Genomic DNA, 15,900 nt, shown 5'->3' on the forward strand with positions numbered 1-15,900 from the left:
TCTTTATTTAGCTACAACAACTTTTTTTAACGTACGATTTTCCGTTTCTCCTTATAATCAAAAAGTAACACATTATATTGGCTAAAAAAAGAAAAAAACCCGATATTTCAACAAAAAATTACGAATTAAATAACACGTTTTATATGAAGCAAATATATTGACTTTCCCTAAAAAAATACAAATATAGGTAAGTTCTAGCTTTAAGAGTAATTTTTTTATTGTTTTCCCTTTAATAACATTCGTTCTAAATTGTTTTAAAAACTAAAAATTTTTTCATGTAATTTTCATTACATTTACCAAAAAAAGAAACTAGCTTAGCTACATTTGCTATTACTAGTTTCTTTTTTTTAAATTGTTTTACTTTTCCCCTAAAATTTCAATCCAACCATAATAATATTCAATATATTGATTTTCCTCTTCTAGTTGTGTCAAGATATGCTCTCCGACAACGATGCCTGTTTCAAATCCTTGTTTTGCTAAACGCTTTTTTACTTCTTCGATATTATTCAAACGGGTATCTTGTGTATTGACTTTTAAAATAAAGCCTTTGTATTGGCTACTTGGTTCTTTGAGCCAAATCACTTTGTCTAAACTTTTTTTATTCACATGATTTGCCAAACAAATCCCATACGTCAGTTCATTGGATTCACTTAAATCCCCGTAAATACCTAAAGTTGAAATGTGTTCCATGTAAACTTTCATCTCTTCTGGATCCTCAATATCAACAACAACAATTTTATCAAAAGGAATTGGTTCATCTGAAAAAACCAATGTTTCTAAATCAATTAACGCATGTAAATGTAATTTTCTTTTCTTGATTTCTTTGTATTTATGCTGAAGCCTTTTTATTTCTTGCCCCAGTTGTTCTTCTGTTGCTTCCATGGTGGCATAGAGATCGGTAGGAGTCTTTTTATACAAATTCAACATATCTTTGATAGGAATCCCCATTTTTCGATAAAAATCAATATCATATATTTTGAACAAATCTTCTAAATCAAAGGTTCGATATCCGTTTTCTTCATTGCGTGTTGTACTAATCAACCCTTGCTCGTCCCAATAACGAATCGTGGACTTAGGGATATTTAACAACTCAGAAACATCTTTTATTGTGTAATTTTTTTCCATACTGTTCCCTCCATCAAAAAGTTTAGCATTTCTACTGTTGACATTCAAGTTACTTGAACGTGTACAATGACTCTTTGTAACAGCTAAAACGGTATTGTTTAAGGAGGAAATTTCATGAAATTAATGAAAGAGTTTATTAAAGAAAATAAATGGATTGTTCTTGCGACAACTTTAACCATCTGTTTGCAAATCGCAGGAACCCTTGGCGTCCCTAAATTAGTTGGCAAGTTGATTGATGTGGGCATCGTTAGCGGTGACCAACAAGTAATTAAAACGATTGGCATACAAATGTTTCTTGTGGCATTCATTGGAACAATTGCCGCAATTATTTCTAGCTATTTGTCTGCTTTAGTAGCTGCTAAATTTGGTTTCCAAGTTAGAGGATTGTTCTTTAAAAAATTTCAACAATTCTCGATGAAAAATGTTGATAAATTTGGTTCAAATTCTTTGCTAACTAGAATGACCAACGATGTAGATAATGTTCAAACAATGATTGTGCTGTTTTGCCAATTAATCTTTCCAGCGCCTATTATTAGTTTATTTGCCTTAGTGATGACATTTTCTTATTCAGTTTCACTCGCTTGGGTAACATTGGCTTCCATCGTATTTTACTTAGTCGTTGTTTATTTTTTAATGAAAAAAGGCACCCCTTTATCTTTAAAAATTCAACCAAAAATGGATCGAATTACTACGACTTTACGAGAGTTCTTTACTGGAATTAATATGATTCGTGCGTTCAATAATCAAGACTTTGAAGAGCAGCGAACCAATCAAACATTTAAAAATTATGCTGAACGCATGAGTAAAGTGAATCGAATCTTTGCTTGGATTACTCCTGTTGCCTTTTTATTAATGGGCGTTGTGTATGCCTCTATTTTGTGGTTTGGCGGTAATTTAGTGGCGGTAGGCACCCTACAAATTGGCACCGTTACAGCTGTGATTGAATATACGCTTCTAACTTTGGCCTACTTAATGATCGCGGCTATGGTATTAGTTGTCATTCCACGGTCCGTTGCTTCCTTGAATCGCTTGCAAGAAGTTTTGTCAGAAGAAATTGAAATTAGCGATCCTCATACTGAAGCAATCATTGCTTATCATCCTGAGAAAGCCTTGATTTGCTTCGATCACGTCACGTTTCAATACACAGAAACAGCTGATCCTGTTTTAGAAAATGTTAGTTTTGTCATCCCTAAAGGAAAAACAACGGCGATTGTTGGGGCAACTGGCGCTGGTAAAAGTACTTTAGTTAAGTTACTTTTACGAATAAATGAGGTCACAGCCGGCACGATTAGCTATTCTGGCACAGATATCCGCTCATTATCTCAGCAAACGATTCGCCAAGTCATCAGTTATGTGCCACAAAAAGCCTTTCTTTTCAGTGGGACAATCTTATCAAACTTATTAATGGGAAATGCCAAAGCAACTACAGAAGAAATAAGAACGGCACTAGAAATTTCACAATCTTCTGAATTTATCGATTCCTTACCACAAGGGATTGAAAGTTTCGTAGCACAAGGCGGGGCCAACTATTCTGGTGGTCAAAAACAAAGAATGTGTATTGCACGAGCCTTAATCAAACCGGCAGATGTTTATATTTTCGATGATAGCTTTTCCGCATTAGATTACAAAACTGATGCCGCTCTACGTGCCGCTTTACATGCACAAATGGCGGACAAAACTTTACTCATTGTTGCTCAACGGTTAAGTACAATCATGAACGCTGACAATATTATCGTCCTAGATGAAGGAAGGATTGTTGGTCAAGGCACCCACGCTGATTTACTTACCACTAATAGCTATTACCAAGACTTTGCTAAATCGCAAGGTATCTTACCCAAGTAATTAAAGAAAGGATGTGACTGCTTGAAAGAAAGTTTTCTTTTCAAGCCATACAATGAAAAAAACAATGAATCTTCAAAGCTTTAAACGTTTCTGGAAAATGATTAAACCTGAGCATCCAATCTTTTATGGTCTAATGATCTGCAGTTTAATTGGAAACTTATTAATTGTTGCCATGACCTATATTATGGCAATCGGGATTGATAACCTCTTAGAAGCGATCAAGCGTGTCGGGCTCAAAGGCATGACACTTCCTTTAGTTGAAGAAGCACTCTTAGGTCCCGTCTTACTTTTAATTCTCTTTTCAATCATTAGTAGTATCACTTCTTTTATCCAGGAACGAGCAATGGCTTCTTTAAGCGAACGGGTTACTTTAAGAATTAGAAAAGAAGTGACAAAAAAGTTTAAAACTTTACCAATGGCCTTCTTTGACAATCACCAAGTGGGCGATATCATTAGTCGTTCAACAACTGGCTTAAACCAATTGTCACAAGTTCTTTTAACAGGCATCAACCAATTTTTCACTTCCGTCGTGACTATCCTTTTTGCAGGAATTATGTTGTTCTATATTGATGCAAAATTAACTATTTTAGTGTTGCTACTAATTGGCGGTAGTACTTTCATGACGACAAAAATTGCGAATAAAAACAAGGTGTTTGCTGATCAAAGTCAAGCTGAATTAGGTCAATTAAATAATAAAATGGAAGAATATTTAGCAGGAAATTTGGTCACAAAAACCTTTAATCAACAGCAAAATGCTGAAAAAACAATTGCTGCTGTTAATCAACAACATTATCGTGCCTTTAAAAAAGCACAGTTTCTAAATTTTGCGATTTATCCAGCTATTCGTTTTATCAATCAGTTGGCTTTTATTATCAGTGCTATCTTAGGCGCAATGCTCGTTTTATCTGGTGGTATTACGATTGGTTTCTTGCAAGCGTATTTGCAATATATCAACCAAATTTCTGAGCCGATTTCTACCGCTTCTTATGTCATTAACTCAATTCAAGCAGCGATGGCTTCCATTGATCGGATTTTTGTTATCTTAGATGAAGCTGATGAACAGCCAGAAGCAACTCATTTAGAAACTATTTCTTCTCCTAAAGGAGCCATTGAATTTAAAAATGTTCAATTTGGCTACACACCAGAAAAAATTTTAATGAAGAATGTTGATTTTTCTGTTCAACCGAAAAAAACAGTGGCCATTGTGGGACCCACCGGCGCTGGTAAAACAACATTAGTCAACTTATTGATGCGTTTCTATGAAATAAATCAAGGCGCCATTACTTTTGATGGGATTGATATTACGAAACTTTCTCGACAAAATCTAAGAAATTTATTTGGCATGGTATTACAAAACACTTGGCTATTTGAAGGAACCGTAGCAGATAATATTGCCTATGGAAAAAAAGACGCTTCTCGTGAAGAAATAATTGAAGCGGCTAAAATTGCTCAATGTGATCATTTTATTCGGACCCTTCCTCAAGGATATGACACAATTATTTCTAGCGAAAATGGTGCATTATCACAAGGGCAACAACAGTTATTAACCATCGCCCGAATCATTTTAGCAAATCCGCCCGTTGTTATTCTCGATGAAGCAACTTCGAGTGTGGACACACGAACAGAAGCCCATATTCAAAAAGCGATGGAAACTGTCACAGAAAATCGAACAAGCTTCGTTATCGCTCATCGATTATCCACGATTGAAAATGCTGATTTAATTTTAGTGATGAAAAATGGCGATATTATTGAAAAGGGAACGCATCAGGAACTATTACAAGCTCCGACTCTTTACGCCAGCTTATATAATAGTCAATTTCAAACCACTTAAAAAGAACTGGAACAAGTCATTCTTCTTTTGACTTGTTCCAGTTCTTTTATTGCTTAGAAATATTGAATTCCCATCGCTTTTTTGACTTCTGTTAAGGTTTGTGCTGCCACTTTTTCAGCAGCAAGACTTCCTTTATGCAACATTTCCATAATCGCTTCTGGATTTTTAGCCAGCTCTTCACGACGTCGACGAATCGGTGCGAGTTCTTCTTCTAGGACATCAATTAAGTAACGTTTAATTTTCACATCTCCTAAACCGCCATGACGATAGTGCTCTTTTAATTCTTCAATATATTCTTTCTCTTTCCCAAAGACATCCAAGTAAGTAAAGACCATATTTCCTTCAACTTGTCCTGGGTCCTCTATACGAATATGATTTGGATCGGTATACATACTCATTACTTTTTTCTGAACCACTTCAGCTGGATCTGAAAGATAAATACCATTACCTAAAGACTTACTCATTTTTCCGTTGCCATCAATTCCTGGCAAGCGTCCCATGCCTTTTGGTGGTAACACAGCTTCCGGTCTAACTAAAACTTCACCGTACGTCTGATTAAAACTATGCACAATTTCTTGCGCTTGTTCCAACATTGGTTTTTGGTCTTCCCCAACTGGGACTAAGTTCGCTTGAAAGGCAGTAATATCAGCAGCTTGTGAAACGGGATAAATAAAGAATCCTGTCGGAACACCCTCGCCAAATTTTTTTTGCTCAATTTCTGCTTTGACCGTTGGATTCCGACGAACACGTGACGTGGTCACTAAATTTAGATAGTACATTGTTAATTCAGCTAACTGTGGAATTTGCGATTGGATAAAAATTGTTGTTTTCGTAGGGTCTAAACCAACTGCTAAATAGTCCAAAGCAACTTCTAAAACATTGGCTGAAACTTTTTCGGGATTTTTTGCATTATCTGTCAATGCTTGTAAATCTGCAATCATGACAAATAATTGATTTGTAGGGTCTGCTTGCATTTCTACTCGTTTTTTTAAGGAACCTACGTAATGTCCTAGGTGCAATTTACCAGTTGGACGATCACCTGTTAAGATAGTATTCATTGTCTACACACCTTTATCGTTTTTAAGTAGTTTAGAAAAACAAGACAACGAAAAAGGTTGTCTTGTTTTTCTGTTTATTTTTTCTGATCATCTTCATCCATTTTCAGAACCGCCATAAAGGCTTCTTGAGGAACTTCCACGGATCCAATTTGTTTCATCCGTTTCTTCCCTTCTTTTTGTTTCTCTAACAATTTACGTTTACGAGAAACATCGCCACCATAGCATTTAGCCAGTACGTTTTTGCGTAAGGCTTTAATATCTGAACGAGCCACAATTTTTTGACCAATCGCCGCTTGAACTGGGACTTCAAACTGTTGACGTGGAATTAGTTTTTTCAGTTTCTCAACAATCGCTTTTCCACGCTCAAATGCGAAATCTCGGTGAACAATAAAGCTTAACGCATCCACTTTTTCAGCATTTAATAGAATATCCATTTTCACTAGGCGGCTGGTACGATAGCCAGCCATTTCGTAATCTAAGGATGCATAGCCTTTTGTACTTGATTTCAATTTATCGAAAAAGTCAAACACGATTTCAGATAACGGAATTTCATAAACTACGTTTACACGATAATCGTCTAAGTAATCCATTGTAATGAATTCGCCACGTTTACGTTGTGATAATTCCATTACTGCTCCTACATAATCGTTTGGCACCATGATTTGCGCTTTAACATAAGGTTCTTCCACAGATTCAATCGTTACTGGTTCTGGAAATTCAGCTGGGTTATCAACAACAACGGTTGTTCCGTCAGTTTTATTAACGTGATAGATTACAGACGGTGCTGTTGTAATTAACTCTAAATTAAATTCTCGTTCCAAACGTTCCTGAACAACATCCATGTGCAGCAAACCTAAGAAACCACAACGGAAACCAAACCCTAAAGCTTGCGATGTTTCCGGTTCAAATTGTAACGCCGCATCATTTAATTGTAATTTTTCTAATGCTTCCCGTAAATCATTGTAGCGCGACGTATCAATTGGATATAAGCCACAATAAACCATTGGATTCATTTTGCGGTAGCCTGGTAGTGCTTCTGCTGCTGGATTGTCAGCCAAAGTCACTGTATCCCCAACCCGTGTATCTTGAACCGTTTTAATGCTAGCGGTGATATAGCCCACATCACCAACCATTAAATAATCACGAGCAATTGGTTTCGGTGAAAAAACGCCGACTTCTGTTACATCAAACGTTTTACCGTTACTCATCATTTGGATTTTATCTCCAGGACGAACGACACCGTCAATTACACGAATGTTTAAAACGACCCCCCGATAACTATCGTAAATAGAGTCAAAAATCAAAGCCTTTAAAGGAGCCTCAATGTCCCCTGATGGAGCTGGTACATACTCCACCACTTGTTCTAAAATATCTTCAATCCCAATTCCTGCTTTTGCACTTGCTAAAACAGCTTCCGATGCATCAATTCCAATTACGTCTTCAATCTCTGTCCGAACACGCTCTGGATCAGCAGCGGGTAAATCAATTTTATTAATAACAGGTAAAATTTCTAAGTCATTATCCAATGCCAAATAGACATTTGCTAGCGTTTGCGCTTCAATTCCTTGCGCCGCATCAACAACTAAAACAGCCCCTTCACAAGCTGCCAAACTACGAGAAACTTCGTAGGTGAAATCGACGTGCCCTGGTGTGTCAATCAAATGGAAAGTATAGGTTTCACCATCTTTGGCTGTATAGTTTAATTCAATGGCGTTCAATTTGATGGTAATGCCGCGTTCTCTCTCTAAATCCATTGAATCAAGTAATTGATCTTGCATTTCTCGACTGCTGACTGTATTTGTTTTTTCCAAAATCCGGTCGGCTAAAGTTGACTTCCCATGGTCAATGTGGGCAATGATCGAGAAATTACGAATTTTCTCTTGTCTTGCTTTCATTTCTTTATTGTTCATTTTTTGCCTCATTTCTTTTAAGAAAAGCTAGCTCCCTGCTAGCTTCATCAATCAATTGTTATATTTTAGTTGCCTTTTTTATCAAATTATCATGTTTAAAGGTCTAGGATAATCAGCACTTTTCATTATACCAATTTTTGATGAAGATTTAAAGCACTTCCCTTTTATTCTTTTGGTTTCGAAAGGCTAACAGAGTTTCGAAAAATTTGGTATACTAAAAACAGTAAATTTATTGGAGATGGAAAAATGGATGAACAAGAATTTCGAAAGCAACTGACCTTAAAGCCTGTTGAGGAAGAACACATTGATCAATTTAATGAACTTCTTTCCTATGTTTTTCAAGTGACTGAAGCAGATATTGAAGAAAGTGGTTTTGAAAACAAACGCGCATTTATCAAATCAAAACAACCGATTTTAGAACTTTCAAAAGTATTTGGCTGGTTTCACGAAAATCAATTAATTTCACAAATTGCTATCTATCCATGCGAAGTCAATATCCATGGTGCTTTATATAAAATGGGCGGCGTTACTGGTGTCGGTACCTATCCTGAATATGCCAACCACGGTTTAATGAAAGACTTGATTCAAACGGCATTAGAAGAAATGCGCCAAGATAAACAGTGGATTTCTTATCTTTTCCCTTACAACATTCCTTATTACCGACGTAAAGGTTGGGAAATCATGTCCGACAAGTTATCTTTTAAAATTCGGGATACACAATTACCAAAAACCGTTCCAGTTCCAGGAATGATTGAACGATTAGCTGTCGATCACCCAGATGTCTTTGATGTCTATGCGCGATTCGCTCGTCAAAATCACGGCGCACTCATTCGTAGTGCCTTCAACTGGGAAGAATATTGGCGTTTCGAAAACGAGGAAGAACGGACTGCTGCTGTCTATTATGGTGCCAATCAAGAACCTTTAGGAGTACTTTTCTATTGGGTGGCCGATGAGGTATTTCATATTAAGGAAATGTTTTACTTGAACCAAGAAGCCCGAAATGGCTTGTGGAATTTTATTACTGCGCATTTTTCGATGGTTTATTGGGTCAAGGGCGATATCTATAAAAACGAACCATTAGCCTTTCTTTTAGAAGACAGCCAAATTAAAGAAAGCATTGAGCCCTATTATATGGCGCGAATTGTTGATGTCAAAGCCTTTTTAGAAAACTTTCCTTTTGAAAGTACAGCTAAGCCCTTCCATTTTGTCGTTAAAGATCCTGTCGCTGAGTGGAATAATGGTATTTTTGGCTTAATTTGGGATGAAAATGATCAAGTGACCATTACGGATGAACCTCTAGGCACCGCCGTTCACTTAGATATTCAAACACTAACTTGTTTAGTCATGAATTACCGACGCCCTTCGTACTTACATCGAATTGAACGTATTGATACAGATAAAGAAACTTTAAATTCTTTGGAACGGATTTTTCCTGACCAAGAAGCTTATTTCAGTGATTATTTCTAAACCCTTGGATTGGAGACAGACAAATGACAAAAATTTATTTTGCAGGACCTTTATTTTCGCAAGCTGACTTACGTTATAATGCCTATTTAGTCGAACAAATTCGACAATTGGATAAAACAATCGATCTTTATTTACCACAAGAAAATGCGGCGATTAACGACAAATCTGCTTATGCCGATAGCAAAATGATTGCCTTAGCAGATACAGAAAACGTCCTTGCTAGCGACTTATTGGTTGCTTTATTAGACGGACCAACCATTGATGCGGGCGTAGCTTCAGAAATTGGTGTTGCTTATGCCAAAGGAATCCCGGTGGTTGCCCTTTACACAGACAGCCGCCAACAAGGTGCTGATAATCACCAAAAGCTTGATGCTTTGAACGAAGTCGCTGAAAATCAATTCCATTATTTAAACCTTTATACAGTTGGTTTGATTAAATTGAATGGTCGGGTTGTTTCTTCAGAAGAGGACTTGTTGGAAGAAATTAAGCAACGATTGTCATAATAAAAAAGAACGAGCGAATTCGCTCGTTCTTTTTTTATACTTCTTCTATTGGTTCATTTTCAAAAACTAATTGATTGTCTAATAGACTAATCGTGACTTTTGTTTTTGGCATTACTCGACCAGAAACAATTTCTTTTGCTAATGGTGTTTCGACTTCGCGAGTAATGAAACGTTTTAACGGACGAGCTCCATAAGCTGGCTCATACCCATTTTCAGCAATCCATGTTTTAGCTTCATCAGTGATTTCCAACACAATTTCTTGTTGCTCTAAACGATGAGCAAGTTGTGCGGTCATTTTACCAATGATTCCTTTCACATTATCCAAGCTCAATGGTGTGAATAAAATGGTATCATCAATTCTGTTTAAGAACTCTGGTTTAAAGTGTCCTTTTAGAATATTCATGACTTGATTTTCAACTTCTTCGGGAATTGTTCCTTCAGGTGTCACACCTTCCAGTAAAAGCTGAGAACCGATATTGCTTGTCATAATTAAAACTGTATTTTTAAAATCAACGACTCGACCTTTAGAATCTGTCAAACGACCATCATCTAAAACTTGTAATAAGATATTAAAGACATCTGGGTGCGCTTTTTCAATTTCGTCTAATAAGACAATTGTATAAGGGTTTCGACGAACAGCTTCCGTTAACTGGCCACCTTCTTCATAACCAACATAGCCTGGAGGGGCACCAACCAAACGAGACACGGCATGTTTTTCCATGTATTCACTCATGTCAATCCGTACCATATGATCTTCAGAATCAAACAAATCTTCAGCTAAGGCTTTAGCAAGTTCTGTTTTACCAACACCAGTTGGTCCTAAGAAAAGGAACGAACCGAGTGGGCGATTTGGATCTTGTAATCCTGCTCTTGAACGAATTACCGCATCACTAACAGCATCGACGGCTTCATCTTGACCAATCACACGTTTGTGTAATGTTTCATTCAGTTTCATTAATTTTTCTCGTTCGCCTTCAACTAATTTTGTCACAGGAATGCCGGTTAAACGACCGACCACTTGCGCAATTTCGTTTTCAGTAACCGATTCTTGTACCATTTTGACGTTATCTTTAGCGTTCTTTTCTTCCAATTCTTTCAATTCATGTTCTAATTGTGGAATTGTTCCATGACGCAAAACAGCAGCTCGTTCTAAATCATAATTATTTTCAGCATCTTCTAATTCGTGTTTTGCTTTATCAATCTCTGCACGTTTGTTGGAAACCGCATTAACTTCTTCTTTTTCCGTTTCCCATTGCATTTTCATTGAGTTGGCTTCTTCACGCAAATCTGCTAATTCTTCTTGCAAGTTGGCTAACCGTTTTTTACTTGCATCATCCGATTCTTTTTTCAAGGCCGCTTCTTCAATTTCTAGTTGCATTAACCGACGTGTTACTTGGTCGAGCTCTGTTGGCATCGAATTCATTTCCACTCGAATCGTTGCGCTTGCTTCATCGACTAAGTCAATCGCTTTATCTGGTAAGAAACGATCAGTAATATAGCGATCGGATAAAGTAGCGGCAGCAACTAAAGCATTGTCATGAATATTCACGCCGTGGTGAATTTCAAATCGTTCTTTTAAGCCACGCAAAATAGAAATTGTATCTTCTACTGTTGGTTCTTTGACTAATACTTTTTGGAAACGACGTTCTAAGGCTTTATCTTTTTCCATATATTGGCGATATTCATCAAGCGTTGTGGCACCGATTAAATGCAATTCACCACGTGCTAGCATCGGTTTTAATAAATTCCCGGCGTCCATACTGCCTTCAGTTTTACCAGCTCCGACGATATTATGAATTTCATCAATGAATAAAATGATTTTGCCATCACTTTTTTTCACTTCTTTTAAAACAGCTTTTAACCGTTCTTCAAATTCGCCACGGAATTTTGCTCCCGCAATTAAGGCACCCATATCTAAAGAAAAAATGGTTTTATCTTTTAAGTTTTCGGGAACATCTTTACGAACGATTCGTTGTGCTAATCCTTCAACAATCGCTGTTTTACCAACACCTGGTTCACCAATTAAGACTGGATTATTTTTAGTTTTTCTTGATAAAATCCGAATAACGTCACGAATTTCTTCGTCACGACCAATGATTGGATCTTGTTTTCCTGCTTTTACTTGTTGTACTAAGTCAACACCGTATTTTTCTAGTGCTTTATATTGTTCTTCCTGGTTTTGAGAAGTCACACGATCTCCTCCTCTCATCTCTTCAATATTTTTTCTTAACTCTTTTTCCGTAATGCCTTGTTGCATTAAATATTTTGTTAAACGATAATTTTTCAATTTCATTAAAGCTAAAAGTACAATTTCGGTTGATAAAAATTCATCTTGGAATTCTTCTCGAAGTGAATCAGCTTCTTGCAATAAATGGAACAAATTTTGACTTAAATTTTGACCATATTGCACATTACCGCCCGCCACACTTGGATATTCATCTAACGCGTTATCTACTTCTCGTTCAAATGCGTCAACATCTAAACCAGCATCTGTGTAAAAATTACGTCCAAAATGGTTTGGTTGAAGAAAAATTTTCCATAAATGTGCGATATCAATTTCTTGATGTTGCCGTGTCACCGCAACTTTTTGAGCTTCAGCAATCGCCTCTTGTAGCGTGGTTGTCATTTTTTCAATATTCATAAACGATCCCTCCCGTTTATTGTTTTGTCTTTTTTATTTTAACATTCTTTACAATTATTATTATCCGACTTTTGATGGATTTCTTCAAAAGTTAAGGTATTCGTAAACCTTATAAATTTATTATACTCTATTGGTCAGTAAAGGTCAATAAGCAAATTGACCTTTTTTGACCTTTTTGATAAAAAAAACCTAAAACAACTAAATATCACTGTTTTAGGGCTTTTTCGCAATCACAACTAGTTTGACCAACTCTTTATTGCTTTGATTTATTAAAAATAAAGTTTTAACGTAAGATACTTTTTATCGGCATAGCTAACCAAAATAGCCAAACTGGTTATCGCTAAAAATAATTCGTACTCATAACCACTAAAACCACTTGCCAAACCAAAAGAAAAAATAGCTCCGACTAAAACTGCTATGAATCCTACTGATACCAAAGGAATTAAAAAGCCAATAATCATAAATAATCCACCAATTAATTCAATTGCCGCTACACCATACACGAAAAGGCTTGGCAAACCAATACTAGCAAAAAACGCTAAAGTATCTTCTAATGACGTTACTTTCATCACTCCATGAATTAGCATCGTCACCCCTAGCCAAATTCTAATCACTTGAATGCCTCGTTGTTGTTTATCCATGCTTCTCCTCCTTTGTTTGCATTAAATAGCTAATGTAACTATTTAAGTTACATTATAAAGGATAAATCGAAAAAAGTATAGAAAAAAACAAACGTATTTAACAATACGTTTGTTTTTTAATCCTTCAGTTTATAACATTATAAGAGAAAAGCGAGAAGAATCATCCTTCTTCTCGCTTTCTTGTTATCCTAAACCAACACGTTCAAAAATCGTGTCAACGTTTTTTAAATGATAATGGTAATCAAAGGCATCATCTAGCTCTTCTTTTGATAAGACAGATGTAATTTTTTCATCCGCATCTAGCAACGGACGGAACGCCGTTTGATGATCCCATGCGTAAGCTGTTTTTGGTTGGACCAGATCATACGCTTCTTCACGTGTCATGCCGTGGTCAATCAATTTTAATAAGACACGTTGGCTGTAAATTAGTCCATAGGTCGCATCCATGTTACGTTTCATATTTTCTGGGAAGACCGTTAAGTTTTTGACAATATTACCAAAACGATTCAACATGTAATTTAGCAAAATCGTCGTATCGGGAATAATAATCCGTTCAGCAGACGAGTGAGAAATATCTCGTTCATGCCATAAACTCACATTTTCAAAGGCAGTAATGACATGACCACGAATCACACGTGCCAAACCAGTCATATTTTCAGAACCAATTGGATTCCGTTTATGCGGCATTGCCGAAGATCCTTTTTGTCCTTTTGCAAAAAATTCTTCTACTTCACGCGTTTCTGATTTTTGTAGACCACGAATTTCTGTTGCAAATTTTTCAATACTTGTCGCAATTAATGCCATGGCAGAAACATATTCTGCATGTAAATCACGTGGTAAAACTTGTGTCGAAATCTCTTGAGCACGGATCCCCAAATGTTCGCAAACATATTCTTCAACAAATGGTGAAATATTGGCAAAGGTACCTACGGCTCCACTGATTTTACCTGCTTCGACACCTTTGGCTGCATGTTCAAAACGTTCAATGTTGCGTTTCATTTCAGAATACCACAACGCTAATTTCAAACCAAATGTAGTCGGTTCTGCATGAACGCCATGCGTTCTTCCCATCATGACCGTATGTTTATACTCTTTGGCTTTGGCTCCGACAATCTCCGTAAATGTTTGTAAATCTTTCCGTAAAATATCATTCGCCTGTTTCAATAGATAACCATAGGCAGTATCCACAACATCTGTGCTGGTTAACCCATAGTGCACCCATTTTCGCTCTTCACCAAGCGTTTCTGAAACGGCACGAGTAAAAGCGACAACATCATGACGTGTTTCTGCTTCAATTTCTAAAATACGTGCAACATCAAATGATGCATTTTCTCGGATTTTTTGTACATCTTCTTTAGGAATTTCGCCAAGTTCTGCCCAAGCTTCATCCGCCAAAATTTCAACTTCTAGCCATGCCTTGTAACGGTTCTCATCTGTCCAAATTGCGCCCATTTCGGGTCTTGTATAACGATCAATCATTGTGCCTTATCCCCTCTTTACTCCTCAATTTTTGAAAAATAATTACGACCAAATCTTTGTTTCTTTAATTTCTTCCAGTGTTTCATCGATTTCTTTGGTTAATATAGTAATGTGCCCCATCGCTCGTTGCGCTTTTGCTTCACTGTGGCCATAATAGTGGAAATGCCAATCTGGATGTTCATTAATAATGTCCATCGTTTCATAGGCTTCATTCCCAAGCACATTGACCGTAACCGCTTCTGACAACAGTTGAATCGTTGGCATTGGCCAATTACATAAACCACGAATATGCGTATCATATTGGCTAAAAGAACAAGCATCTATAGAAAAATTCCCAGCATCTTCTGGACGAGGTAAAATTTTATTTACATAAATCCCGCCTGTTTCTGTATAAAACATTTCAATTGAAAGGGTGCCGACTAAACCAACTGCTTTAGCAATCACCTTAGCAATTCGTTGCAACTCGCCACTAACTTCTTCATCAATTCGGGCTGGCGCAATCGTTTCATGTAGCTTACGCTCTTTTTTAATTGTTTCCACAACTGGAAATGTCGCAAATTCGCCGCGACCATTACCAGAAATCAGAACAGATAATTCTTTTTCGTAAGGAATCCAAGCTTCCAAGACACAGGTTCCTTCTCTCAGAAGATTCATGGATGGCGCTAAGTCTGAAGTACTATGTAGTACATAGCGACCTTCCCCTCGCGTATTCTTCAAGATACACGGGTAGCCAATGCCATCAATTGCTTCCTGAATATCAGTCGGACTAACAATCGTTGCATAAGGCGCAATCACAATATTATTATCTTCCAAGAAACTTTTTTCCATTAAACGATCTTGCGTAATCGCTAAAATGTCTGTTCCTTGAGGTATATTCGCCAAATGTTGAATCGCTGTTAACGCATCAACATCTGCATGTTCAAATTCATACGTAATCACTTGGGCACGTTTTGCCAATTTCTCTAACGCTTCAGGATCATTATATGCTCCTAATAATTGCCAATCGGCAACTTGTGCAGCAGGACAATCAATTTGTGGATCTAGCACACCCACTCGAAACCCCATTTCTCTTGCACTAAGGGCCATCATTTTTGCTAAATGTCCGCCACCAATGATACCAATCACTTGACCAGGTAATAGTGGTTTATCCAAGTTCATCACAACTTTCCATCACAGTTTTATCCTTAAAATCCTTCTACGGTTTCTCGTCGCAGTCTAGCCTTTAAGAGTGCTCTTTTTACATGATACAAGGAAAAAGGCTCAACTTCAAGTGCCAGCAGTGTTTCCCTTAGGTTTTCTCATCAGAATTTATTAACATACTTTAGGATAAAACAGCGGTAACTTACTACTCGTCTCTTTGTAACCAAGCTCTTTTCTCTTTTTCTCTTCAAATTGATGAAAAC

11 protein-coding genes are annotated in these 15,900 nt (G+C 36.9%); 4 read left to right on the forward strand and 7 right to left on the reverse strand.

Annotated features, from left to right (window positions below):
- Nucleotides 1-357 precede the first annotated feature (357 nt).
- A complete protein-coding gene (locus tag PYW42_RS09720; RefSeq protein ID WP_002395516.1) occupies nucleotides 358-1,173 on the reverse strand; it encodes a MerR family transcriptional regulator in 816 nt (271 codons plus the stop codon).
- Nucleotides 1,174-1,239: 66 nt separating this feature from the next.
- On the opposite strand from PYW42_RS09720, the gene PYW42_RS09725 reads away from it, so the two are divergent.
- Together PYW42_RS09725 and PYW42_RS09730 are read left to right on the forward strand one after the other, a co-directional pair.
- Nucleotides 1,240-2,967, forward strand: a complete 1,728-nt coding sequence (locus PYW42_RS09725; protein ID WP_002389238.1) for an ABC transporter ATP-binding protein — start codon at nucleotides 1,240-1,242, stop codon at nucleotides 2,965-2,967.
- Between the two features lie 52 nt (nucleotides 2,968-3,019).
- The gene (locus PYW42_RS09730) at nucleotides 3,020-4,798 is read left to right on the forward strand and encodes an ABC transporter ATP-binding protein (protein ID WP_002388273.1); all 1,779 of its coding nucleotides are present in this window, start codon (nucleotides 3,020-3,022) and stop codon (nucleotides 4,796-4,798) included.
- Nucleotides 4,799-4,851: 53 nt separating this feature from the next.
- Here the strand turns inward: PYW42_RS09730 and trpS are convergent, their stop codons facing one another.
- Nucleotides 4,852-5,856: a tryptophan--tRNA ligase gene (trpS, locus tag PYW42_RS09735; protein WP_002356846.1), complete on the reverse strand. Its 1,005-nt coding sequence runs from the start codon at nucleotides 5,854-5,856 to the stop codon at nucleotides 4,852-4,854.
- 74 nt (nucleotides 5,857-5,930) lie between these two features.
- Complete coding sequence (gene lepA / locus PYW42_RS09740; protein ID WP_002362155.1) at nucleotides 5,931-7,766, reverse strand: translation elongation factor 4; 1,836 nt, start codon at nucleotides 7,764-7,766, stop codon at nucleotides 5,931-5,933.
- Between the two features lie 246 nt (nucleotides 7,767-8,012).
- On the opposite strand from lepA, the gene PYW42_RS09745 reads away from it, so the two are divergent.
- Together PYW42_RS09745 and PYW42_RS09750 are read left to right on the forward strand one after the other, a co-directional pair.
- Nucleotides 8,013-9,233, forward strand: a complete 1,221-nt coding sequence (locus tag PYW42_RS09745) for a GNAT family N-acetyltransferase (protein WP_002356813.1) — start codon at nucleotides 8,013-8,015, stop codon at nucleotides 9,231-9,233.
- Nucleotides 9,234-9,256: 23 nt separating this feature from the next.
- Nucleotides 9,257-9,736 carry a nucleoside 2-deoxyribosyltransferase gene (locus tag PYW42_RS09750; RefSeq protein WP_002362157.1) on the forward strand — a complete coding sequence of 160 codons (480 nt, stop codon included), beginning with the start codon at nucleotides 9,257-9,259 and terminating at the stop codon, nucleotides 9,734-9,736.
- A gap of 34 nt (nucleotides 9,737-9,770) precedes the next feature.
- Here the strand turns inward: PYW42_RS09750 and clpB are convergent, their stop codons facing one another.
- The 4 genes from clpB to purK all read right to left on the reverse strand — a co-directional run bounded on the left by clpB (nucleotide 9,771) and on the right by purK (nucleotide 15,655).
- Entirely contained in the window at nucleotides 9,771-12,377 is a 2,607-nt protein-coding gene (clpB, locus tag PYW42_RS09755; protein ID WP_002356811.1) for an ATP-dependent chaperone ClpB, read from the reverse strand.
- A gap of 269 nt (nucleotides 12,378-12,646) precedes the next feature.
- Nucleotides 12,647-13,018, reverse strand: coding sequence for a DoxX family protein (locus tag PYW42_RS09760; protein WP_002359784.1), 372 nt, complete (start codon nucleotides 13,016-13,018; stop codon nucleotides 12,647-12,649).
- Nucleotides 13,019-13,201: 183 nt separating this feature from the next.
- On the reverse strand, nucleotides 13,202-14,497 hold the full coding sequence (purB, locus tag PYW42_RS09765; RefSeq protein WP_002356808.1) for an adenylosuccinate lyase: 1,296 nt from the start codon (nucleotides 14,495-14,497) through the stop codon (nucleotides 13,202-13,204).
- Nucleotides 14,498-14,539: 42 nt separating this feature from the next.
- Nucleotides 14,540-15,655 carry a 5-(carboxyamino)imidazole ribonucleotide synthase gene (gene purK / locus PYW42_RS09770; RefSeq protein ID WP_002394696.1) on the reverse strand — a complete coding sequence of 372 codons (1,116 nt, stop codon included), beginning with the start codon at nucleotides 15,653-15,655 and terminating at the stop codon, nucleotides 14,540-14,542.
- Nucleotides 15,656-15,900: the final 245 nt, after the last annotated feature.

Origin of the sequence: Enterococcus faecalis, from assembly GCF_029024925.1 — a bacterium.
Taxonomy (GTDB): domain Bacteria; phylum Bacillota; class Bacilli; order Lactobacillales; family Enterococcaceae; genus Enterococcus; species Enterococcus faecalis.